This window comes from Nocardioides korecus (assembly GCF_054778395.1).
Genome location: NZ_BAAGZO010000001.1, coordinates 472,737 through 493,936 on the forward strand (window position 1 = coordinate 472,737; position 21,200 = coordinate 493,936).

Consider the following 21,200-nt stretch of genomic DNA (forward strand, 5'->3'; position numbering starts at 1 on the left):
CACTGCCCGGACCGCCCAGGTCGGACCGCTCAGCCCGGGAGGAGCCGGACCTCGTCGCCCACCCGGACCGCGCCGGGTCGGCGCACGTCGGCGTACGTCGCGAGGAACATCCCGCGCTCGCGCCCGATCCCGCGCAGCCACGGGGCGCCCACCGCGACGCCGTCCTGGTCGAGGTCGACCATCCGGCAGCGGGGCACCCGCTCGACCACCGCGAGCTCGACCGATCCCAGGAGGACGGTCCGTCCGACCCAGGCCTCCTCCTCGAACGGCTCCCGGGTCGCGACCAGCACGTTGGCCCGCAACCGGCGCACGTCGCCCGTGCCGCCCCAGCGCTCGGCGCACCACCGCAAGGTGGCGGTGCCGACCAGCGACACCGCCCCCATGTCCTGGTGCGGGACCGCACCCTCGGGCAGCACGCGGACCGGGTCGCCCATCCTGGACGACAGGTCCGCGTCGAGGGCCGGATCGCCGACCACCCGCTCTCGCCCGTCGGTGACCACGACGACCCTGCCGTCCTCCCGCGTGCGTGCGCCGTGGTCGAAGACCGCGTCGCGGCGTCGGAAGCGGCGGGTGTCCTTGCCCGAGGCGAAGCGTCCGTCGGCGTCCACCACGGCGAACGCCCGGTCGCCCGCCACTCCTCGGGCGTCCACCTCGGCGACGAGCAGGTCCTCACCGCCCATGGACTTCACGGGGTACCGGCGCAGGGACTGTACGACCGGTCTCACCGGCGTTGCTCCGGGTGGTCGTGCGCCCACTGCTTCCAGGCGTGACCGCTGGCCTGCTGCGCCGCCCGCTCGACCGGGACGACGGGCAGCGACCACGCGACCACCACCGCCAGCAGGGCCCCGCAGACGAACGGGAGCACGATCGGCAGGACCAGCACCGGGAAGCGTGGCGCCCGCACCGCCAGCGAGCCCGACAGGTCCCAGCCGAACCGCAAGCCGAGGGTCACCCCCACCACGAGGTAGGCGACGACCAGGGTGGTGCCCAGCGGCCCGACGACCTGCAAGGCCCCGACCACGAAGCCGGCGCTCATCCCCCACGCGAGCAGGGTCCCGAGCCCCATCACGACCCAGGCCAGCACGCGCGCCTGGCGGTACGCCGGGCCGCGGTCCACCCACGACGTGCCCAGCCAGGGCACCGGGACGAAGCCGGAGCGGTACCGCGGCTGCGCCGGCAGGGGACGACCCCCACCACCTGCTCGTGCCATGCGTTCCTCACGTCCTGCTCGGGTGCCGCCAGGGTGGCGCGAGCGCGACGCGCGGTCAACGGTCCGCGCGGGTCCGCCTGGGCCGGTCCCGGGCCCCGCTGGGCGTCAGGACTGCCGGGCGCCGGGGCTGTAGAAGACGCGCCCGATCCGGTCGCGACGGCCGCTGCGGGACCGGTCCGCGCCGTTGACGACGATCTCGTCGGAGGTGTCGGCGTGGCCCATGCAGGAGACGGGCAGGCGGAGGGAGACCACGTTGCGGGCCGCGCTCCAGCTCACCCGGATGCCCGGGCACGGACCGGCGCCGAAGTCCGTCACCTCGCTGTAGGTGTGGACCTGCTTGGTCGTCCCGCGGCTGGTGCGGGTGACCACGTAGTTGGAGCCCCACCCCGCGAGTCCGCTCCCGATCACCAGCCGGCCGGTGCTGCGCAGGTCGCGCACCCGCACGATGACGTCGATCGTCGAGGTGTCCCAGGTGGCGTCGAGGCGGGTGACGTCGATGGCGGCCGGGGCGTCGCCGGAGCGGTCGCGCAGGTGCTGGCCGCCGGCAGCGGAGGCGGGCGCGGCCGCGACGACGGGGGTGAGCAGGAGGGCGGCGCCCAGCGCGACCAGGCCGCGGGCGGCGTGCGGGCGGGGCGTGCGGGGCACGCGGGGAGAGGTCGTGGTCATGGCCCCGAACCTGGGGTACGCCGCCGCCGCGCACCACCCCCACTTCCGGTGGACCAGACCACCCCGCCCGAGACGCTCGTTCGCCTGACAGGCCCCCCGGAGCGCGCCCTAGCGTGGTTGCAGCTCACAACCAACGGACGGGACCCGTCCACCACGCAGGGGGAACACGCATGCTGCTCACGCACGTCACCAGGACCGTCGGGGTCGCCGTCACCGGCGTGGCCGTCTCGTTGACCGGGGTCGTCCTGGTCGCGCCGTCGGCCGACGCGGCGACGGGGATCTACCGCAACTGCACGGCGATGCACACCAGGTACGCCCACGGCCTGGGGCGCGCCGACGCGCGCGACCACACCAGCGGTCGGCCGGTCACGAACTTCCGGCGCGACACCCGTGCCTACAAGGTGGCGATGACCAAGAACCGCGGGCTCGACCGGGACCGGGACGGGATCGCCTGCGAGGCCCGCTGAGACCGGTGGGGGCGGCCCAGCACCTGCTCGGACGCCCCCACCGGCTCGCGCGCCGCAGCGCTCAGTCGCAGTAGTCGCAGATGCCGGTCGCCGGCACCTGGGTGAAGCAGCGCGGGCACACCGGGATCGGCCGGGCGTGCGGGTCGGGCATCTTGGTCGACCGGGCGTCGCCGGCCAGGCGCGGCCCGCGCGGGGCGGCCGGGGTGGTCGAGGCCGTCGAGGTGGAGGTCGACGAGGCGCGGGTGGCCTTCGCGGTGGCCGTGGACGCAGCGCGGGTGGCGCGCGCCGCCGGGGCCTTCTTGGCGGTGGTCGCGAGGTGAGCCGTGCGCAGGGCCGTGCCGCCGTCGGAGGGCAGGCCGGCGGCCTGCCAGTGGCGGTAGCACTCCAGGCGCTCGTTCGCGGCGTGCTCGTCGGGGTCGGCGGGGGCCTCGCCGCGGACGTGCTCGACGGCCCCGGCGTACGCCGCTCCGACGCTGCCCTGCGAGGTGACGCACAGCGAGGACAGCAGCGGCTCCTCGCGCGACTGGCACTCGGCGGCCACCCGGGCGAGCACGTCGCCGAGCCACTTGGCCGGCGGCTGCGAGGTGGTGATGCCGGTGTCGGCCTGGATCGCCTTGGACAGCTGGGTGAAGGTCACCAGCGCGCGGTAGCGGCCGGCGGCCCGCTCGAGGACCGGACGGGCGGCCTGCGCCCACGCGGCCCGCGACTCGGCGTACTCCATCGACGAGGCCTCGCGGACCTCCGGTGCACCTGCCTCGCCGTGGTCGGCCGGGTCGGCGGTGTCAGCGGGATCGACGGGGGACGGCAGGTCGGAGTCGGGCGAGGTCACACCCTCCTTTCTACCCGCTGGTCACCTCCGCCGCGGCCACGGGCCGTCGCGGCGGTGGCGACCGTCACGCCGACGGGCCCCCGTGGGGCCGCCTGCGGGCCCGGCGACCGGCTCGGCTGTCACGGGTGCTCGTCCACGGAGCGGGAGTCGGTGAGGGTCAGGGCGCCCCCGCCGGCGACGAGGGCGACGACGACGGCGAGCACGGCGAAGGTGACCCGCTCGCCGGCGAAGAAGCGGTGCACCAGCTCGCTGCTCCAGGTGCCGACCGGGAGCACCCGGGTGACCAGGACGGCGACGAGCGTGCCCACGACGGCCGTCCCGACGCTGGTGCCGACCTCCTGCGCGGTGTCGTTGAGGGCGGCGCCGATGGAGGTGCGGTCCTCCGGCACGGCGTCGACCAGGGCCACGGCGCAGATCGTCATCACGGTGCGCAGCCCGGCGGTCATCACGACCAGGCAGGCCGCGATGGCGGCGTACCCGTGCTCGACGCCCCACGCCATCCCCGCCAGCGACCCCGCGAGCAGCGCCGCGCCGACCAGGCAGGCGACCCGGTGACCCCAGCGCCGCACGAGCCACTCCGAGAGCGGGGTGGCCGCGACCATCGTGGCGATCATGGGCAGGTTGGCGAGCCCGGCGCGGACGGGGCTCCAGCCGTAGGCGTACTGGAAGTGCAGGATCAGCGCGAACATCACGCCCGCCATCGCGATCGAGGTGCCGACCTGCGCGACGGCCGCGCCGCGGACGGTGCCGCTGGCGAACAGCCCCAGGTCGAGCATCGGCTCCGGCGTGCGCCGCTCGTGGCGCAGGAAGGCCACGAGCCCGGCGACCGCGCCCAGGGCGGAGGCGACGGTCGCGACCGCGGTCCACCCGTGCTCGACGCCGCTGGTCAGCGTCCAGCAGGCCAGGCCGATCGTGACGGTGCTCAGCACGGCACCGGGCAGGTCCAGCCGGTCGCGGGTGAGGTCCTCGGGGCGGTCGGCCGGCACCCCGCGGCGTACGCCGACCCAGGCGATCAGCGCGACCGGGGCGTTGACCACCAGCAGCCACTCCCAGCGCACGTGGGCCAGCGCCGTGCCCCCGAGCAGCGGTCCGAGCACGAACCCGCTCATGCCGACCACGATCATCACCGTGATCGCACGCATCCGCACGGCCTGGTCGTCGAAGAGCCGGAAGACCAGCGAGTTCGTGATCGGGGCCATCGCGGCGGCGGCGATCCCGAGGGCCGCGCGCAGCGCGATCAGCTCCCCGGTCGAGGTCACGGCCAGCACGAGCAGGCTGACGCTGCCGAAGGCGGCCAGGCCGACCAGCAGGACGCGCCGTCGACCCAGCCGGTCGGCCGTCGACCCGGCAGTGAGCAGCAGCCCGCCGAAGGTGAGGGAGTAGGCGCCGGTCACCCACTGCAGCGCGGTCGTGCCGCCGCCGAGGTCGCGCCCGATGGTCGGCAGCGCGATGGTGAGCAGGGTGTTGTCGACCATCTCGACGAAGAAGGCCAGGCACAGGGCGGCGAGGGGGATCCAGGCGGCCCGCAGCGAGGGGTACGTGCGGGTCCCGGAGTCCGGGGCGGCGACGGTGGTGGTCATGGGATCTCCTCATCGAACAACGTTCGACTACCGAACGCTGTTCGAGAATAGAACGACGTTCGATATTGCGCAACCCGTGTGGTGGGATGGGCTCGTGCCCACCTCCGGACCCGCTGCCGACCCCGAGCCGGGGACGCGCGGGCGCCGCCGGGCCTCGCACTCCCTGGAGTCGGTCGTCACCGAGGCGGTCGCCCTCCTCGACGAGGCGGGCGAGCCGGCCCTGACCTTCCGAGCGCTCGCGGCGCGGCTCGGCGGGGGAGTTGCGAGCATCTACTGGTACGTCGCCAACCGCGAGGAGCTGCTCGACAAGGCCACCGACCACGTCCTGTCCGGCGTCGTCGCCGAGGTCGACACCTTTCCCGCGACCGACGACCCGATCGCCGACCTCCGGGCCATCTCGGTGGCGCTCTTCGCCGCGATCGCGGACCGGCCCTGGCTGGGCGCCTACCTGATGCGCGACACCGGCGCGCAGCCGCACGCGATGCTGCTCTTCGAGCGACTGGGGCAGCAGGTGCTGCGCCTGCGCCTGTCGCCGAAGGACAGCTTCGACGCGGTGTCGGCCGTGCTCGGGTTCGTGGTCGGCACCGCCGCCGACCTCGGCCAGCAGCTCCCCCGCGAGGTCCGCGACGGCGAGATGACCCGCGAGGAGTACACCGCCCGCTTCGCCGAGCAGTGGCGCGCCCTGGACCCCGCCACCTTCCCCTTCGTGCACCACATCAGCGAGGTCTTCGCCACCCACGACGACCGCGACCAGTTCGAGGCCGGCCTCGACCTCCTGCTGGCCGGCCTGCGCCTCCGGGCGGGGCGGTAGGTCGCAGACCATCTCGTGACCGGTCCGGGGCGTGGCGTGTGGCGTGCTGCCGGCGGCGCCGCTCACTCGCGTCGGTGGAACTCGATCCGTCCGTCGGGAGTGAGGTGGTGGGTGTAGGCGGGGTCGTGGATGCGGCGGTGGTGGTGGCCGCAGAGCAACCGGCCGGTGGCGGTGTCGGTGCGACCGCCGGTCGACCAGGGGTGGTCGTGGTGGGCCTGGCACCAGGCGGGAGGTCGGTCGCAGCCGGTGGCGGTGCAGCCTCCGTCGCGCAGGGCGAGGGCGAGGCGTTGGGTCCTGGTGTGCAACCGGCGGGCCCGACCGAGGTCGAGCGGCGCCGACGCACCGCCGAGCACCGCGGGGACGATCCGGTGGGCGCACGCCAGACGACGAGCCTCTCCCGCGCTGATCCGGTGCCCGGTGTCCAACGTTGCGACCCCGGCGGTCTCGAGGTCGGCGAGGAGGTGGTCGTGGCGCATGGTGACGACCACCGTGATGTCCCCTCCACCGACGGTGGGCAAGCGATCGGCGGGGAGGGCCTCGAGGAGCTGGGTGAACGCGATGCCGTGCCGCACCGGCGCCGGGAGGTCGGGGTCGATGACCACCTCGTCACGGCGAACCGGGGAGGCCAGCCCGGTGATGGCCTTGCCGAGGATCGCGCCGTGCAGGACCGGGATGGTGAAGCGGCCCCGCACCAACCCGTCCGGGGTCTCGGAGATGGTCAGCGACGTCTTGCGGGCCGCCGCGGCCTCCTGGGCCTCCAGCAGTCGCCCCTCGTGGGCCTCGGCCAGGTCCGGGGCGATCACCTCGAGCACCCGAGCTCCCAGGACCTCGAGGTCCTTCGCGTCGTGGACCGCAGCGAGGCGGACCAGGTGGACCTCGGCGGCGTCACGCTGCGCGTCGGTGACCGCGAACTCTCCGGAGGTCGGCAACCGGTCGAGCGCGCGGGTGATCACCCGCGCCTGGTCGGGGTTGACGACCCCGGCCGCCATCCCGGCCGCCACCCGCAGGTGAACCTCCAGGGCCCGGCCGAGCGCGAGGTCGGAGCGGGCGTGCGTACGCCGCTGCCTCGTCGCGCCCGCGACCCACTCAGCCGCACTCGCCGACGCCTCCGCTCCGGTCGCACCCGACCGGTCGGCCTCGGCCAGCACCGCCAGGCGGATCGCCTCGAGCTGGTTCGAAGCGACTGCCAGGTCGACCAGCAGCTGCCGTGACTCCGCCGGGGTCAACGACCACACCGGCCGCGCCGAGGACTCGCTCAGCTGCTCCAACCGGGTCAGCAGGCGTGTCCCGAACTCCACCAACGGGTGCCCCGGCAGGGGGCCTCCGACAGGTTCAGGGACGGGGGTGGTCATGAGTCGAGCCAACCATCGGGCACCGACAGAACAGCCCCCTGACCTGGGCTTTCGTCCACATCGCGGACGTCACTCCAGCAACATCCGCAGCACCCCGCAGCACCCCGCAGCGTGCCGGTCGGTGTCGGGGGATCTGGATCCACCGAAAGTCGACGCACGAGATCCCTGATCTTGTCATCCTCCTGGTGACCACTTTGCCCGCTTAGTGAGGATCGAGATGTCCACCCAGGCCGAGCCGACCCCGACTCCGACGACAGACGGGCCCCTGGTGGTCCTGCGATGGAGGCGCTACGGGCACGACCGGCTGTACGTCAAGGACGCCGGTGGGCACGACCTGGGGTTCTGGGACCTCGCGACCGACCTCGGTCACCCGGTCGACCCGGACTCGGCGGTGGTCGTGTCGGAGGCCGCGGCCCGGTGGAAGGCCCACCAGGCCACGCCAGCGGTCGGCCGGGGTGCCGTCGCGGGCGTCGCGCTGGACGGACCGGTCGTGTCCGCGGAGACGAGGCGGGAGCCGGGCCCTCCGCCCGTCACCCCGGTCCCGCCGGTCGAGGTCCTCGTGCAGCCGTGGACCGACCTGTCCACCAACGTGCCGGGGGAGGGCGTGCGCGACCTGGCGGTGGCGGCCCACCAGGCTGCTCCGGTGCGAAACACCCTGGCCCGGGTCCTGGGAGTCAAGACGTCGGAGCGAGCCTGGCGCATCGGGGCGGACGGCGAGGAGAGGGTGGCGGCCCGGTTGGCCAAGGTGGCTCGGAAGGACCCGCGATGGCGCTTCCTGCACTCGATCCCGGTGGGGCACCGGGGATCCGACATCGACCACCTCGCCATCGGGCCTGGAGGGGTCTTCACCATCAACACCAAGCACCACCCCGGGGCCAAGCTCTGGGTGGGCGGCACCACGTTCCTGGTGAACGGGCAACGGCAGCCCTACGTCCGCAACGCCCGGCGCGAGGCGGCCCGGGCCGCCGACCTCCTCGCCAGGGCGGTGGGTTTCGCGGTGCCCGTCGAGGGACTGATCGTGCCGGTCAACGCCTCGGAGGTGGTGGTCAAGAGTCAGCCGATCGGGGTGCACGTGGTGCCCCGGATGCAGGTCGCGGCGTGGCTGTCGCGCCTCGGCGACACCCTCGACGAGCAGCAGGTCGAGGCCATCCACGAGCAGGCGCGACGCTCGACCACGTGGCGGCGGTGAGAATGTCCCCGTGAGCCTCCCGCCGGCCCGGCGTACGGGGACCCTGACCCGCTGGGACGACGACCGCGGGTTCGGTTTCGTCGAGCCCGACCGGGGCGGGCCGCGGGTGTTCGTCCACGTCAGCGCGTTCCCGCGGGGTCGGCGTCCGGTGCAGGGCTGCCCGGTGGCGTACGTCGAGGCGCGCGACGCCCGCGGCCGGGCCCGGGCGGTCGAGGCGCGGCTGGTGCGCGGCGGGAGGACCCGCGGAAGGCACCCGCGCGGCGTGCTGACGGCCCTGGTCGCGGTGCTGCTGATCGTCACCGCGCTGGTGACCCTGGGCGCGGCCGGCCGGGTGCCCGTCGCCTTGACCCTCGTCTACCTGGCGATGAGCCTCCTCACCGCTGCGTCGTACGCCGTCGACAAGGCCGCCGCGCAACGCGGCGGGTGGCGCACCCGCGAGTCGACCCTGCACCTGCTCGCGCTCCTGGGCGGCTGGCCGGGCGCCCTGCTCGCGCGCCAGGCGTGCCGGCACAAGACGACCAAGCAGCCGTTCGGGACGCTGCTGTGGCTGACGGTCGTCGCGAACAGCGTGGCCCTCGCGGCGTACGCCCTCCGCCCGACCTGACCGCCGTGGCAGGGTCGCTCCCGTGACCTCTCCCCGCACCGACCCGTGGCTGGTGGTCGTGGACCTGCAGCATGCGTTCACCGACCCCGCCAGCAGCTGGTACGCCGACGGCTCGGCCGCCGCCGCGACCGTGGTGGCCCGCCTGCTCGAGGAGTTCGCGGGTCGCGTCGTGATGACCCGCTTCGTCCGTGACCCGGGGGAGCAGGGGGCCTGGCGCGACTACTACGACGCGTGGCCGCAGTTCCGCGTGCCGCCCGAGGACCCGGTCTGGGACCTCTCGCTCGCGGTCCCGCCCGGTGCGCCCGTGGTCGACGAGCCGACCTTCGGCAAGTGGGGAGCCGCCCTCGCGGCGGTCGTCGGCGAGGCGGACCTGGTGGTCTGCGGGGTCGCCACCGAGTGCTGCGTCCTGGCCACCGCCGTCGCCGCGGCCGACGCGGGCCGCCGGGTGACGGTGGTGGCGGACGCGTGCGCCGGGGGCACCGCGGAGGGCCACCGTGCCGCGCTCGACCTGCTCGGGGCGAACGCGCCCCTGATCACCGTGGTGAGGTCCTCCGAGCTGGTCCGGTCCTGAGGCCGGGCAGCCGCGCACACCCCGCCCCTACGATCGCGGTGCGGGATCGACGACGGTCCTGGCGCCGCTCGCCCGTTGCTCCCCAGGAGGCTCCCTGTGTCCGTCGGACTGCTGATCATCGACATCCAGAACGACTACTTCCCCGGCGGGAAGTTCCCCCTCGCCGACCCCGACCAGGCCGTGCAGCGCGCCGGTGAGGTCCTGGGTCGCTTCCGCGAGGCCGGCCGGCCGGTCGTGCACGTGCAGCACGTCTGGGACGGCCCGGACGCCCCGTTCTTCGCCGCCGGCTCCGAGGGCGTCGAGATCCACGCGGGTGTGGCGCCGGCCGACGGCGAGACCCTCGTCCAGAAGGCCCACCCCAACTCCTTCCTCGAGACCGAGCTGAGCGAGGAGCTCGAGCGGCTCGGGGTCGACGAGCTCGTCGTGGCCGGCATGCAGACCAACCTGTGCGTCGACGCCACCGTGCGCCACGCCGCCGACCTCGGCCTGACCGTCACGGTCGTCGGTGACGCCTGCGCCGCGGTCGGCCTGGAGCACGACGGCCGCTCGGTCGACGCCGCCGACGTGCACGCCGCGTTCCTCGGGGCGCTGGACGGCAACTACGCCACCGTGGTGAAGGCCGCCGACCTCGAGGTCTGACTCAGCGGCCCGCCGGCGTCACCGGCGGCCCCAGGACCAGAACAGCCCCCGACCCGCGAGGGTCAGGGGCTGACCGAGCTCAATTTCCGCGTCCTGGAGGGGACCGAGGAGTACACCGCTTACCGCGAGGTATGGGCCCCCGACCAGTGAGATGGAGCAGTGTCACTCTCCGTGCGCATGGAGCGAGAACTCGGATACCTAGCTGACCTGCGGTGTTCGTGATCTGCTCGGGATGAGGAGGTCGTCGGTTCGGTTCCGACAGGCGGCTCCAGGAGGGGCCTCTCACCTGCGACGTCGCAGCTCAGCCGCCTGGCCTGGTCCTGGTCCGGGTCGAGAGTGTCGCCGCGGCGGCGCACAGCAGTGCCACCAGGCCCCCGACCGTCTCGACGACCGCCAGGCTCGCGTGGTCGTGGGTCGCGAGGACACCGTTCAGGGTGAGCCCGAGGCCGCTGAGGCCGGCTAGCGCTGCGGCGATGCGGTGGGGGCCCGGGGTCAGGGCCTGGCGCAGGCCGACGAGGGCGAGCACGGTCGCGACGGCGGTGTCGAGGTAGCTGTTGCTCCGCCCGGTTGCGGAGTGGGCGACCAGGTCCCACTGGGAGACCAGGAGCACCGCAGCCACGAGCAGCAGGGTCCAGCCGGCTGGCTTGGTCCAGTCGGACGCAGACGTGTGGCGCGCCTGGTCGAGGACCTGCTGGGTGACCCGGGTCTGCCGCGCCGCTTCCTCATGGGCTGCGGTGCTGCCGGTCTGGGCGCCCGCCCTGACCCCGGGATGGGTGGTGCCGTCCCGGACGGCCCGGAGCTCGTCGTGCAGGTCCAGGCCGGTCGTGGCGTCGTGCATGGCGCCACCCGCCCAGCTGAGGCATGCGCCGATGACCAGGACGAGTGCTGCGCCGCCGACCAGGAGCCAGGCCGAGGACATCAGGCCGACGCCTGCCACCACGACTCCGAGGAGCGCCAGGGCCAGGCCGCTCCACACGAGGCGCGGTCTCACCAGCGTGTGGCGCCGGGTGCTCAAGGTCGATCCGGTGCCGTGGGCAGGGCTGCTGCCGGCCCCTTCCTCGGGGGAGGCTGACGAGGCTGGCGTGGCGTCTGGTCCATGGCTCGGCGGGACGGTCACGACCGGACCTCCGCCCTGGACGGCGCTCGTTGGTCGCTGAGGTCGGCAGTGGCGAACACGAGCGCCGCGGCCAGGCTGGTGAGGGCGAGTCGGCGGTGCCGGGGCGCCAGGGCCGCAACACCGGCCATGGACACGGCGTGGACGACGTCGACGCCGGCGTCGAGGGCGGGCACCCAGGGGCGGCGGGCGAGCGTGCCACCGGCCGCTTGAACGACGTAACGGGCGCCGAGGATGCGGACGACGCGGCGTGTGCCGTCGCTGTCGTCACCCGGGCTCGACATCAGCAGCGTCTGCGGCCGCGTCAGTGCGACGGCGCCCACGGCAAAGCGGGCGAGGTCAACCGCTCGTGGCTGTGTCATGCTGCCCGCCGGGCGGCAACTGCGGCGGCTGCGGCAAGGCCGGCGCCGAGGCCGAGGGCACGCCGGTGCTGGGAGGCCCACTGCTGGGGTGAGTGGGCCAGGGCGCGGTCGTCGAACGGGCCGTGAGCGCCGTAGTCGTGCCCGTCGGGGCCGTCGGCGGGTTCCCACAGGTTCGTCGGGTGCTCGGCGGGCCGCTTCTGGTCGGTCTGCTGGGAGCCGATGCCGGTCTTCGCGAGGTAGCGGTCCAGGAGGCCGCCGGCGACGCGGTTGGCGAGGATGGTTCCGGCGGTGGCGGCGCCGACCCAGTAGGCGCGTCGTTCGGGGTGGTCGGCGGCGTGGAGGACTCCGCGGGCGGCGACCTCGGGCTGGTAGAACGGCGGTACCGGTTGGGCCTTCATCGGGAGCTTGGACAGCACCCAGGTGAACTGGGGGGTGTTGACCCCGGGCATGGCGACCGAGGTCACCTGGACGTGGGTGCGGTCGTGGCGCAGCTCGGTCAGCAGCGACTCGTGGAACCCCCACATGGCGTGCTTGGCGCCGCAGTACGCCGACTGCAGCGGGATGCCGCGGTGCGCCAGGGCGGAGCCGACCTGGACGATGACGCCGCGGTCGCGGGGCAGCATCCGCGTCAACGCGGTGCGGGTGCCGTTGACGAAGCCGAGGTAGGTGACCTGGGTGACGCGGTCGAACTCCTCGGGGGTGATGTCGACGAAGCGGGCGAAGACCGAGGTGAACGCGTCGTTGACCCACACGTCGATGGGTCCCAGCTCGGCCTCGACCTGGTCGGCGGCCGCCTCGAGGGCCCCGTGGTCGGCCGTGTCGACGCTGATGAGCAGGGCGGTGCCGCCGCCGGCGCGGATCTCGGCGGCGGCGGCCTCGAGGCCGGTGGTGCCGCGGGCGAGGAGGGCGACGCGGTCGCCGCGGGCGGCGAACATGCGGGCGCTGGCGCGGCCGATGCCTCCGGATGCTCCGGTGATGACGACGACGCGTGAACGGTGGGGGTGGGGGTCTGACATGGGGTGCTCCTGGTGGGTTGCGATGGTCGGGGTGCTGGCCTGGGTGCGGGTCAGCGCCGGCGGGCGGTGAAGCCTTGGTTGCCGAGGCCGGCCTCGCCGAGGCGTTGGGCGGTCTCGATGAGCAGGGCGTGGACGAAGGCTTGGGGCACGTTGCCGCGGAGCTGGCGCTGGACGACGTCGTACTCCTCGGTGAACAGCCCGGGTGGGCCGAGCGAGCCGCGGTTGCGCTCGAACCACCGCGTGGCGCCCAGGACGTCGCCACGTCCCAGGCTGGCCAGGGCGAGGTGGAAGCCGGACAGGACGAACGCGCCCTCGGCGTCGTGCATCGCGGTGTCGTCGTGCTGACGGAACCGGTAGACGTAGCCGTCGTCGGTGAGGTCTGTGATGACGGCGTCGATGGTGGCCAGGTTGCGCGGGTCCTGGGCGGAGACGGCGCCCCGGATCCCGGGCAGGAGGAGGGCGGCGTCGACGCCCGGGTCGTGGGGTGAGCGTTGCCAGCGACCGGTCGGGTGAAGGCAGTCGGCGTCGACGGAGGCTACGAGCCGGTCCGCCCGCTGCTCCCACTCGACACCGACGCGGCCGCCGCGTCGGTCGGCTGCTGCGCGGAGGCCCGCGGCGCACATGAGGCGGGAGTGGGCCCAGTGGCGGTCCTCGAGCTCCCAGATGCCGGCGTCCGGGTCGTGGCGTCGTTTCCCGACCGCATCGACCAGCACCTCGATGGCTCTCTGACCTGCTGCGTCGAGCCGGCCACCCTGGTCGGCGGTGGCGAGGAGGAGCAGCGACTCCCCGAGCGAGTCGAGCTGGAACTGGGTGTTGGCGTGGTTCCCGACCCGGACGGGTGCGCCCGGGTAGCCGGGAAGGGCCACGGAGCGTTCGTCGGGGACCGGGTCACCGTTCACGGTGTAGGCGGGCCTCAGCATGGCGCCGTCGTCGAGGACCCGTTCGGACACGAACCGGACGGCGGCGTCGAGGAGGTCGTGGCTGCCGATGGCGGCGGCGGCTTGGCCGGCGTAGCACTGGTCGCGGATCCAGGCGTAGCGGTAGTCGTAGTTGCGGCCCTTGTCGGCTCGTTCGGGCAGGGCCGTCGTCGCGGCGGCGACCATCGCGCCGGTCGAGCCGGTGAGACCGCGCAGGACGGCGTGGGAGTGGCGGGAGTCCCCGGGGGCGGCGGAGGCCGACACGTCGGGTCGGGCAGCGGCCCAGGCACGCTCGGTGCGTTCCCACGCCCGGCCCGCGTCGGGAAGCGGCCCGGTCGGCCGTTGGCGGCTGATCTCGAGGACGAGGTCGTGGTGGCCGCCGGCGGGGACGTCGATGGTGACCCGCAGGGTGTCGTTGTCGAGGTGTGCCCAGGTGGGCGCACCGGACCACCGGAAGTGCAGGTCGCCGGTGTGGCCGGACCAGGTGCCGTCGGTGCTGCGGCTGACGATCATGGCGCGTGCTCCGAACTCGGCACGGCAGTCGAGCTCGACCTCGACGTGGGCATCGCCGTGGGTGGCCTCGATGCGACGGAGGAGGACGAGCGTGTCGGGGTCGCCGGGGAACGCGAGTGTCTCGCGGCACTCGATGATGGCGCCCGTCGCGACCCAGCGGCTGCGCCAGATCAGGGTGTCGGCCTCGTAGTGGCCGCCCCAGACGTAGCGGGGGTCCTGTGGGCTGACGACGTAGCGCCCGGACCCGCCGAGCAGGGAGGAGAAGATGGCGTCGTCGTGCCAGCGGGGAGCGCACAGGAACGCGATGTTCCCGTGGGGCCCGATGAGCGCGCCGCGTTCGCCGTCGGCGAGCAGGGCGTACTGACGCAGCGGGACCGGGAGGTGGGTGGGGCGGTTCACGGCGCGACGATCAGGGCTTGGGGGGCGGCGGCCTTCATCCGGGTGTTCAACCAGGACAGCTGCCGGGAGGTCTGCGCGGAGGAGGAGGTGGCGACGTCGAGGAGGTCGTGGTCGCGCAGGCCCTGGGCGCCTTGGGCGATGACCGTCCACGTCGTCTGGACCAGCGTGGCCAGGACGTGGAGGTCCTGGAGGTCGCGCAGCAACCCGATCGGACCGCTCCTGACCTCGACCAACCCCGAGGCGTGAAGCCGTTCGGGCTCGTCGAGGTCGTCCTCGCCGTACCGCTCGACGGCCTCGGCCAAGGCGTCGCGATGGTGGTCGCTCATCTGGGCCAGGAGGTGGCAGGTGTGGAACACGTCTGCCTCGGCGGCGTGGCCCTCAGCGACGGCACGGAAGGAGTCGGCCAAGGTCTGCTCGCTGTGGTCGGCCAGGCCGATGTAGGTGGACAGGTGTGGCATCAGGACCTCCCTTGGGTCGGGTCGAGCGGGTAGGTGGGTGTGGTCTCGAGCACGTAGGACGTGGTGGCGGGGCCCGGCGGCGGCGAAGGCACCCCTCCGGTGCCACCTGGTCCCCGGTCCGAGCTGAGGCTGGGGCGGGGGGCCGAGGCCGTGGTCGTCGGAGCCGGAGCAGGACCGTCACCGTCACGAAGCTTCGTAACCCTGCAGGCCGCCGTCTTGAAGTACGGCTGCTTGGACACCGGGTCCCACACCGTCATCGTCAGCTCGTTCGCCAACCGGTGGTCGCGGTCGGCCGGCTCAGCGGCGGTCAGTTCGTCGGGGTCCCAGTGGCCGTAGTGGAACGGTGCGAACACCGCACCTTCCATGACCTGGCCGATGCGGGCACGGACCTCGATGGACCCGCGGGGTGACTCCACCCGCACCCAGTCGCCCTCCGCGATGCCCAGCGGTTCCGCGTCGGCGGGGTTGAGCTCGACCCACGCGTCGGGTGCGGCTCGGTGCAGCGCCTTGGAGCGGCCGGTCTTGGTGCGGGTGTGGAACTGGTAGGCGGTGCGCCCGGTGGTGTAGCGCAGCGGGTAGTCCACCGAGGGCTCCTCGTGCGCCGGGGTCCAGTCGGCTCCCTTGAGGAACGCCCGCCCGGCGGGGTTCATGGCCCGGTGCTCGGTCTCGGTGACGGTGCCGCCGGTGAGCAGGTCGTGGCCGTAGGTCTCGCACGTGTCGGTGTCGGTCGGGAAGACGCCGTCGGCGTACAGCCGGTCGGTGCCGTCGGGGTGCTCGTCGTTGACCGGCCACGGGATGCCGGTGGGGCCGCGAAGCTTGTCGTAGGACAGCCCGGTGTAGTCGACGGGCCGGCCGCGGGTGGCCTCCCTCCAGGCGTCGAACGCCTCCTCGGAGGTGCGCCAGGTGATCAGCGGGTCGCCGTCCTTGTCGGTGAACCCCATGGCGTCGGCGTAGGCCAAGAAGATGTCGAGGTCGCTGCGGGCCTCCCCGGGAGGTTCGACGGCTTGCTCGGAGAGGTGGACGGTGCGGTTGACGTTGGTGAAGCACCCGGTCTTCTCTCCCCAACCGGCCGCGGGCAGGACCACGTCGGCGAGCTCGGCGGTCTCGGTGAGGAACAGGTCCTGGACCACGGTGAAGCACTGGTCGCCGGTGAGGATCTTGCGGATGCGAGCCGACTCCGGCATGGACACTGCCGGGTTGGTCGCGGAGATCCACAGAAAGCCGATGGAGCCGGTCTCGGCGTAGCGCATGATCTGCATCGCGTGGGTCGGCGGCGCCCAGTGCGGGACCGTCATGACGTCGACGTTCCACAGGTCGGCGAGCTGCTGCACGTGAGTGGGGTTGTCCCAGTTGCGAAAGCCGGGCAGGTCTCCGTCAGCGCCGCACTCGCGGTTGTTCTGCGCCGTGGGCTGACCGTTCATCTGGAGCACTCCGGCCCCGGGGCGGCCGATCTGGCCCCGGAGGAGGTGCAGGTTGTGCACCGCCACGGACGCGGCCGTGGCCTGGTGGGACTGGTAGAACCCCTGCAGGACCGTGGAGAGCACCGCCTCGGACTCACCGAAGATGCGGGCCGCCCGGCGTACGTCCTCGGCCTCCACACCGCAGATCTCCGCGACCCGGGTCGGCGTGTACGGCGCGACGATGGCCCGCAGCTCCTCCACGCCCATCGTGTGGCCGGCGACCCAGGCCTCGTCGACCCAGTCGTGGGCGAAGAGCTCGCGGGTCAGGCCGTTCATCAGCGCCAGGTTCGTGCCCACCCGGGGAGCGAGGTGGACGCCGCCGGTGCGCTCGGCCTCCATCGCCACCATGGTCCGCCGGGGGTCGACGCACACGATGCGGGGCGGGTCATCGCCGCGGGTGCGGTCCAGGATCCGCGACCAGAGCACGGTCTGGGTCTCGGGCATGTTGTGCCCGAACAGGAAGATCGCGTCGCAGGCCTCGATGTCGGTGTAGGAGCCGGGCTGACCGTCGGCGCCGAACGACTCCTTGAACGCCGCCGCACTCGTGGCGGTGCACAGCCGGGTGTTGCCGTCCATGTGAGGGGTGCCGAGGCCAGCCTTCCCGATGACCGCCAGCGTGTAGTACTCCTCCAGGAACAGCTGGCCGCTGGTGTAGAACCCGTGCGAGAGCGGCCCCTTCTCGGCCAGCAACATCTTGGAGACCTCCACGACGCGACCCATCGCGGTCTCCCAGTCGGTCTCGACCAGCCGCCCGCCTTCACGGACCAACGGGCGGGTGAGCCGGTCGGGCGACGACGCCCACGGGGTGCTGCCGTACAGCCCCTTCGGGCCGAGGCGGCCGTGGTTGACGGTGTCGCCGGCACGGCCCCGGATGCCGACCATCCGGCCGTCCTTGACCGCGATGTCGGCCCCGCAGCCGTTGCTGCACAACAGGCATGCCGACTGCACCCACTTCTCCACATCGGCCTCGGTGACGCCCTCGTCGAGGTACTGGTCGACCCGCGCCGGCCAGGTGGTGCCTCGAGCGTGCGGGGTGCGCTCTCCCCAGATGTCGTTGATGCGGTCGGCCATGACATGTCCTCGTCGTCGTACGGGCGGTGGGAAGGTTGCACTACTTGCTTACACGCAACTATGCTTATGCGCAAGTAAGTGTTGCCGGGATCCGACGCCGCTCCGCCGACCTCGCGCAGCCGTCGCACGAGACGTGGAGAGAGCGCATGCCGATCTGGATCCAGGCAGGGCTGTGGGGTGTCCTGGCCGGTGGCGCGCTGGTCCTGGGCGCCCTGATCGCGTGGTTCGTCTCGGTCCCGCGCACGGTCGTCGCCGCGGTGATGGCCTTCGGCGCCGGGGTCCTGATCTCGGCGCTGGCCTACGACCTCGTGGCCGAGGCCGAGTCGACCGGCGGACTGACGCCCACCCTGGTCGGGTTCCTGGGCGGAGCAGCGGTCTACGTGGCGGCCAACGTCGCCCTGGCGGCCAGGGGCGCGCGGCACCGCAAACGTTCCGAGGACCAGCAGCCGTCCGAGGACGAGCAGGCCGGCAGCGGCACGGCCATCGCCATCGGCGCCCTCCTCGACGGGGTGCCCGAGTCGATCGTGCTCGGGCTGACCCTCCTCGCCGGGCACGGTGTCGGTCTACCGGTGCTGGCCGCGGTGTTCATCTCCAACCTGCCCGAGGGTCTGTCCAGTGCTGCCGGGATGAAGCGGGCCGGCCGCAGTGCCCGCTACGTGTTCGGCGTCTGGTGCGGCATCGCGGTCATCAGCGGCGTTGCCGGGGCCCTGGGGGTGCTCCTCCTCGGCGGCGCCCCCGCCGCCGTGGTCGCAGCCATCACCGCAGTCGCTGCCGGAGCCATCTTGGCGATGGTCGCCGACACGATGCTGCCCGAAGCGTTCGAGAAGGCCCACCTGTACGCCGGCTTCGTCGCCACCATCGGGTTCGCACTGTCCTTCGCCCTGGAGAAGCTGGGCTGACATCGTGCCCAGCGGCTGAGCTGTCCCGCGATGGCGCCGCGGAGGTGATCGGACGAACTAGCGTCAGGGTCGACCGACGAACAGGAGCATCTTCGACGTGGCACCACCCCAAGACCAGACCAGTGCGTTCGTGACCGCCAGCCGGGCCCTGCTCAGCCTGGCGGTCCGAACCATCGCAGACGCACCCGTCGAGGTGACGCTCGCCCAGCACCGGGTCCTGGTCCTGCTCGCCGCCCGAGGCGACCAGCCGGTGGGTGACATTGCCGACGGCCTCGGCGTCAACCCCTCCAACGCCACACGCATCTGCGACCGCCTCCAGCGACTCAACCTGATCTCACGGACCCGCTCCGAGCAGGACAGACGCGTCGTCGTCATCAGCCTCAGCCCCCAAGGAGCTGACCTGGTCAGGGCCGTGACCGCCCGGCGCCACGTGGAGGTCGAGAAGGTCCTGGACCGCATGACACCGGAGCAGACCGCCCAGGTGGTGCAGGCCCTGGAGGTGTTCAACCGGGCCGCCGGCGAGATCGAGGACCCGGACTGGGCCACACCACCCTGGTGAGACGGGACCGAGCCCACGACGCCGGCTCGGCTCCGGCTCCTGCTGTGCCCTCCGTGGACCCTCGCGGCCAGCGTCAACCCTCGGCTCGGTCACGCTGCGACATGGCGCGCCGTGCGGAGATGAGAGAAGCCCCAGGTCAGCAAGCTGGCCCGGGGCTTCACGATCGGTGCGCCTGAAGGGATTCGAACCCCTAACCTTCTGATCCGTAGTCAGATGCTCTATCCGTTGAGCTACAGGCGCGCTTCCTCAGCGTTCGAGGACGAAGGAGACTGTAGCCGACCCGGTCGGTGGGACAGAAATCGGGCACCCCGTCGCGCAACGACCCGGGTCGGCCCGGACCTCCCGAATACGTCTCGCAAATGCTTAATGCATTCCTCGAAAACGCCTAATCAGGCGTCCGTGGAATTGTGGATCGATCCAATTGGAGGGCCCCGGATCGACACGTACATTCGGCAGCCACCACAGGGTCCGGCCCGTGTTACTGGCCGGTACCTTGAGGTCAGAGGGGTTGCCTGCAACGGCGCAGCACCCGCTCGACCGCACTCCACCACCACATCGCCGACACTGACGATGTCCGGCCGGGACGACCCCGGTCGGGAAGGCTCGAGAGGGATTGACAGCCATGACCGCCGACTCCGTGAAGACCGCCACCCTGAGCGCACCGACCACCCACGCAGGCATCCTGGCCTTCGTCGAGGAGGTCGCGGCGATGACCACGCCCGACAGCATCCACTGGTGCACCGGGTCCGACGAGGAGTGGACCGAGCTCACCGACGCCCTGGTGTCGACCGGCACGTTCACCCGCCTGGACCCCGCCAAGAAGCCGAACTCCTTCCACGCGGCCTCCGACCCCACCGACGTGGCGCGCGTCGAGGACCGCACCTACATCTGCTCGGTCGACGAGAAGGACTGCGGGCCCACCAACAACTGGATGGACCCCTCCGAGATGAAGGCCATCATGCGCAAGCTCTACGCGGGCTGCATGAAGGGCCGGACGATGTACGTCATCCCGTTCGTGATGGGCCACCTCGAGGCCGACCAGCCGATGTTCGGCGTGGAGGTCACCGACTCGGCGTACGTCACGGCCAGCATGCGCGTGATGGCCCGCATGGGCACGAACGTCCTCCGTCGCATGGAGGAGCTCGACGCCGACTTCGTCCCCGCGCTGCACTCCGTGGGCATGCCCCTCGCCGAGGGCCAGGCCGACGTCGCGTGGCCCTGCAACGACACCAAGTACATCGTGCAGTTCCCCGAGGAGCGCGCGATCTGGTCCTTCGGCTCCGGCTACGGCGGCAACGCCCTGCTCGGCAAGAAGTGCTACGCCCTGCGGATCGCCAGCGCCAAGGCGCGCGACGAGGGCTGGATGGCCGAGCACATGCTCATCCTCAAGCTGACCAGCCCCCAGAAGGTCACCAAGTACGTCGCCGCCGCGTTCCCCAGCGCCTGCGGCAAGACCAACCTGGCGATGCTCGAGCCCACCATCCCCGGCTGGAAGGTCGAGGCCATCGGCGACGACATCGCCTGGATGCGCATCGGCGAGGACGGCCGCCTGTGGGCGGTCAACCCGGAGTACGGCTTCTTCGGCGTCGCCCCGGGCACCAACGAGCACACCAACCCCAACGCGATGAAGACCATCAACAAGGGCAACTCGGTCTTCACCAACGTCGCGCTGACCGACGACGGCGACGTCTGGTGGGAGGGCCTGGAGAACCCGCCGGCCCACGCCACCTCCTGGAAGGGCGAGCCCTGGACGCCCGACTCCGAGGAGCTGTCCTCGCACCCCAACAGCCGCTACTGCACCCCGATCAAGCAGTGCGACATGCTGGCGGCGGAGTACGACGACCCGCGCGGCGTCCCGATCGACGCGATCCTCTTCGGCGGTCGCCGCAAGACCACGATCCCGCTGATCACCGAGGCCCGCGACTGGACCCACGGCACCTTCATGGGCGCGACCCTGTCCTCGGAGACCACCGCGGCCGCGACCGGCGCGGTCGGCGTGGTGCGTCGCGACCCGATGGCGATGCTGCCGTTCATCGGCTACAACGCCGGCGACTACTTCTCGCACTGGATCAACATGGGCAAGCAGAACGACGCCGCGAAGATGCCCAAGATCTTCTACGTCAACTGGTTCCGTCGTGACGACGAGGGCGGCTTCCTGTGGCCCGGGTTCGGCGAGAACAGCCGCGTGCTGAAGTGGGTCATCGAGCGCATCGACGGTCAGGTCGCCGCGGTCGAGACCCCGATCGGTCACGTCCCCGCCCCCGGCACCCTCGACACCGACGGCCTGGACGTCACCGAGGAGCAGCTGGCCGAGGCCCTGCGCGTCGACGTCGAGGAGTGGAAGGCCGAGATCCCGCAGATCACCGAGTGGTTCGAGAAGTTCGGCGACGACCTCCCCGGCGTCCTGTGGACCGAGCTCGACGGCCTCAAGGCCCGTCTCGGCGCCTGACCCCGCCCTGCTGGTCGACCTCGACGTGACGCCCCGTCCGCACCTCACCGTGCGGGCGGGGCGTC

21 protein-coding genes and 1 tRNA gene are annotated in these 21,200 nt (G+C 72.6%); 9 read left to right on the forward strand and 13 right to left on the reverse strand.

The window, feature by feature from the left end; translation table 11 throughout:
* Positions 1-29: 29 nt before the first annotated feature.
* The 3 genes from ACYVDA_RS02210 to ACYVDA_RS02220 form a co-directional block, all read right to left on the reverse strand.
* Positions 30-725, reverse strand: coding sequence for an MOSC domain-containing protein (locus tag ACYVDA_RS02210; protein ID WP_460814552.1), 696 nt, complete (start codon positions 723-725; stop codon positions 30-32).
* Positions 722-1,210, reverse strand: coding sequence for a hypothetical protein (locus tag ACYVDA_RS02215; protein WP_460814555.1), 489 nt, complete (start codon positions 1,208-1,210; stop codon positions 722-724). The genes ACYVDA_RS02210 and ACYVDA_RS02215 overlap by 4 nt, the downstream gene beginning before the upstream one ends.
* A 105-nt stretch (positions 1,211-1,315) precedes the next feature.
* The gene (locus ACYVDA_RS02220; protein ID WP_460814559.1) at positions 1,316-1,876 is read right to left on the reverse strand and encodes a hypothetical protein; all 561 of its coding nucleotides are present in this window, start codon (positions 1,874-1,876) and stop codon (positions 1,316-1,318) included.
* 170 nt (positions 1,877-2,046) lie between these two features.
* Between ACYVDA_RS02220 and ACYVDA_RS02225 the strand changes: the two genes are divergently transcribed.
* Positions 2,047-2,343: an excalibur calcium-binding domain-containing protein gene (locus tag ACYVDA_RS02225; RefSeq protein ID WP_460814562.1), complete on the forward strand. Its 297-nt coding sequence runs from the start codon at positions 2,047-2,049 to the stop codon at positions 2,341-2,343.
* Between the two features lie 61 nt (positions 2,344-2,404).
* Here the strand turns inward: ACYVDA_RS02225 and ACYVDA_RS02230 are convergent, their stop codons facing one another.
* The gene (locus tag ACYVDA_RS02230; protein WP_460814565.1) at positions 2,405-3,172 is read right to left on the reverse strand and encodes a hypothetical protein; all 768 of its coding nucleotides are present in this window, start codon (positions 3,170-3,172) and stop codon (positions 2,405-2,407) included.
* A gap of 119 nt (positions 3,173-3,291) precedes the next feature.
* Positions 3,292-4,752, reverse strand: coding sequence for an MFS transporter (locus tag ACYVDA_RS02235; protein WP_460814567.1), 1,461 nt, complete (start codon positions 4,750-4,752; stop codon positions 3,292-3,294).
* Between the two features lie 94 nt (positions 4,753-4,846).
* Between ACYVDA_RS02235 and ACYVDA_RS02240 the strand changes: the two genes are divergently transcribed.
* Entirely contained in the window at positions 4,847-5,563 is a 717-nt protein-coding gene (locus ACYVDA_RS02240; RefSeq protein ID WP_460814570.1) for a TetR/AcrR family transcriptional regulator, read from the forward strand.
* Positions 5,564-5,625: 62 nt separating this feature from the next.
* Here the strand turns inward: ACYVDA_RS02240 and ACYVDA_RS02245 are convergent, their stop codons facing one another.
* Entirely contained in the window at positions 5,626-6,915 is a 1,290-nt protein-coding gene (locus tag ACYVDA_RS02245) for an HNH endonuclease signature motif containing protein (protein WP_460814572.1), read from the reverse strand.
* 217 nt (positions 6,916-7,132) lie between these two features.
* Between ACYVDA_RS02245 and ACYVDA_RS02250 the strand changes: the two genes are divergently transcribed.
* From ACYVDA_RS02250 to ACYVDA_RS02265, 4 genes are all read left to right on the forward strand, one after another.
* A complete protein-coding gene (locus tag ACYVDA_RS02250; protein WP_460814574.1) occupies positions 7,133-8,104 on the forward strand; it encodes a nuclease-related domain-containing protein in 972 nt (323 codons plus the stop codon).
* 10 nt (positions 8,105-8,114) lie between these two features.
* On the forward strand, positions 8,115-8,708 hold the full coding sequence (locus tag ACYVDA_RS02255; RefSeq protein WP_460814577.1) for a DUF1294 domain-containing protein: 594 nt from the start codon (positions 8,115-8,117) through the stop codon (positions 8,706-8,708).
* A gap of 22 nt (positions 8,709-8,730) precedes the next feature.
* On the forward strand, positions 8,731-9,279 hold the full coding sequence (locus ACYVDA_RS02260) for a cysteine hydrolase family protein (RefSeq protein WP_460814579.1): 549 nt from the start codon (positions 8,731-8,733) through the stop codon (positions 9,277-9,279).
* Between the two features lie 96 nt (positions 9,280-9,375).
* Positions 9,376-9,918: a cysteine hydrolase family protein gene (locus ACYVDA_RS02265; protein ID WP_460814581.1), complete on the forward strand. Its 543-nt coding sequence runs from the start codon at positions 9,376-9,378 to the stop codon at positions 9,916-9,918.
* Positions 9,919-10,219: 301 nt separating this feature from the next.
* Here ACYVDA_RS02265 and ACYVDA_RS02270 read toward each other — a convergent pair whose 3' ends face one another.
* The 6 genes from ACYVDA_RS02270 to ACYVDA_RS02295 all read right to left on the reverse strand — a co-directional run bounded on the left by ACYVDA_RS02270 (position 10,220) and on the right by ACYVDA_RS02295 (position 17,228).
* Positions 10,220-10,933: a hypothetical protein gene (locus tag ACYVDA_RS02270; RefSeq protein WP_460814583.1), complete on the reverse strand. Its 714-nt coding sequence runs from the start codon at positions 10,931-10,933 to the stop codon at positions 10,220-10,222.
* A gap of 98 nt (positions 10,934-11,031) precedes the next feature.
* Positions 11,032-11,355 carry a hypothetical protein gene (locus ACYVDA_RS02275; RefSeq protein ID WP_460814585.1) on the reverse strand — a complete coding sequence of 108 codons (324 nt, stop codon included), beginning with the start codon at positions 11,353-11,355 and terminating at the stop codon, positions 11,032-11,034.
* A 35-nt stretch (positions 11,356-11,390) separates the two neighbouring features.
* Positions 11,391-12,410 carry an SDR family oxidoreductase gene (locus ACYVDA_RS02280; RefSeq protein ID WP_460814587.1) on the reverse strand — a complete coding sequence of 340 codons (1,020 nt, stop codon included), beginning with the start codon at positions 12,408-12,410 and terminating at the stop codon, positions 11,391-11,393.
* A 50-nt stretch (positions 12,411-12,460) separates the two neighbouring features.
* Positions 12,461-14,239 (reverse strand): glycoside hydrolase family 15 protein, encoded by a 1,779-nt coding sequence (locus ACYVDA_RS02285; RefSeq protein WP_460814589.1) that lies wholly within the window; start codon positions 14,237-14,239, stop codon positions 12,461-12,463.
* A complete protein-coding gene (locus ACYVDA_RS02290; RefSeq protein ID WP_460814591.1) occupies positions 14,236-14,697 on the reverse strand; it encodes a hypothetical protein in 462 nt (153 codons plus the stop codon). Before ACYVDA_RS02290 ends, ACYVDA_RS02285 begins: the two co-directional genes overlap by 4 nt.
* The gene (locus ACYVDA_RS02295) at positions 14,697-17,228 is read right to left on the reverse strand and encodes a molybdopterin oxidoreductase family protein (protein ID WP_460814595.1); all 2,532 of its coding nucleotides are present in this window, start codon (positions 17,226-17,228) and stop codon (positions 14,697-14,699) included. Before ACYVDA_RS02295 ends, ACYVDA_RS02290 begins: the two co-directional genes overlap by 1 nt.
* A 146-nt stretch (positions 17,229-17,374) precedes the next feature.
* Between ACYVDA_RS02295 and ACYVDA_RS02300 the strand changes: the two genes are divergently transcribed.
* Entirely contained in the window at positions 17,375-18,127 is a 753-nt protein-coding gene (locus ACYVDA_RS02300; protein ID WP_460814598.1) for a ZIP family metal transporter, read from the forward strand.
* A gap of 97 nt (positions 18,128-18,224) precedes the next feature.
* Entirely contained in the window at positions 18,225-18,686 is a 462-nt protein-coding gene (locus tag ACYVDA_RS02305; protein WP_460814601.1) for a MarR family winged helix-turn-helix transcriptional regulator, read from the forward strand.
* Between the two features lie 167 nt (positions 18,687-18,853).
* On the opposite strand, the gene ACYVDA_RS02310 is transcribed toward ACYVDA_RS02305, so the two are convergent.
* Positions 18,854-18,926: transfer RNA gene (locus ACYVDA_RS02310), tRNA-Arg, on the reverse strand.
* Positions 18,927-19,308: 382 nt separating this feature from the next.
* Here ACYVDA_RS02310 and ACYVDA_RS02315 point away from each other — a divergent pair.
* Entirely contained in the window at positions 19,309-21,135 is a 1,827-nt protein-coding gene (locus ACYVDA_RS02315) for a phosphoenolpyruvate carboxykinase (GTP) (RefSeq protein WP_460814603.1), read from the forward strand.
* The last annotated feature ends 65 nt before the right edge of the window (positions 21,136-21,200 follow it).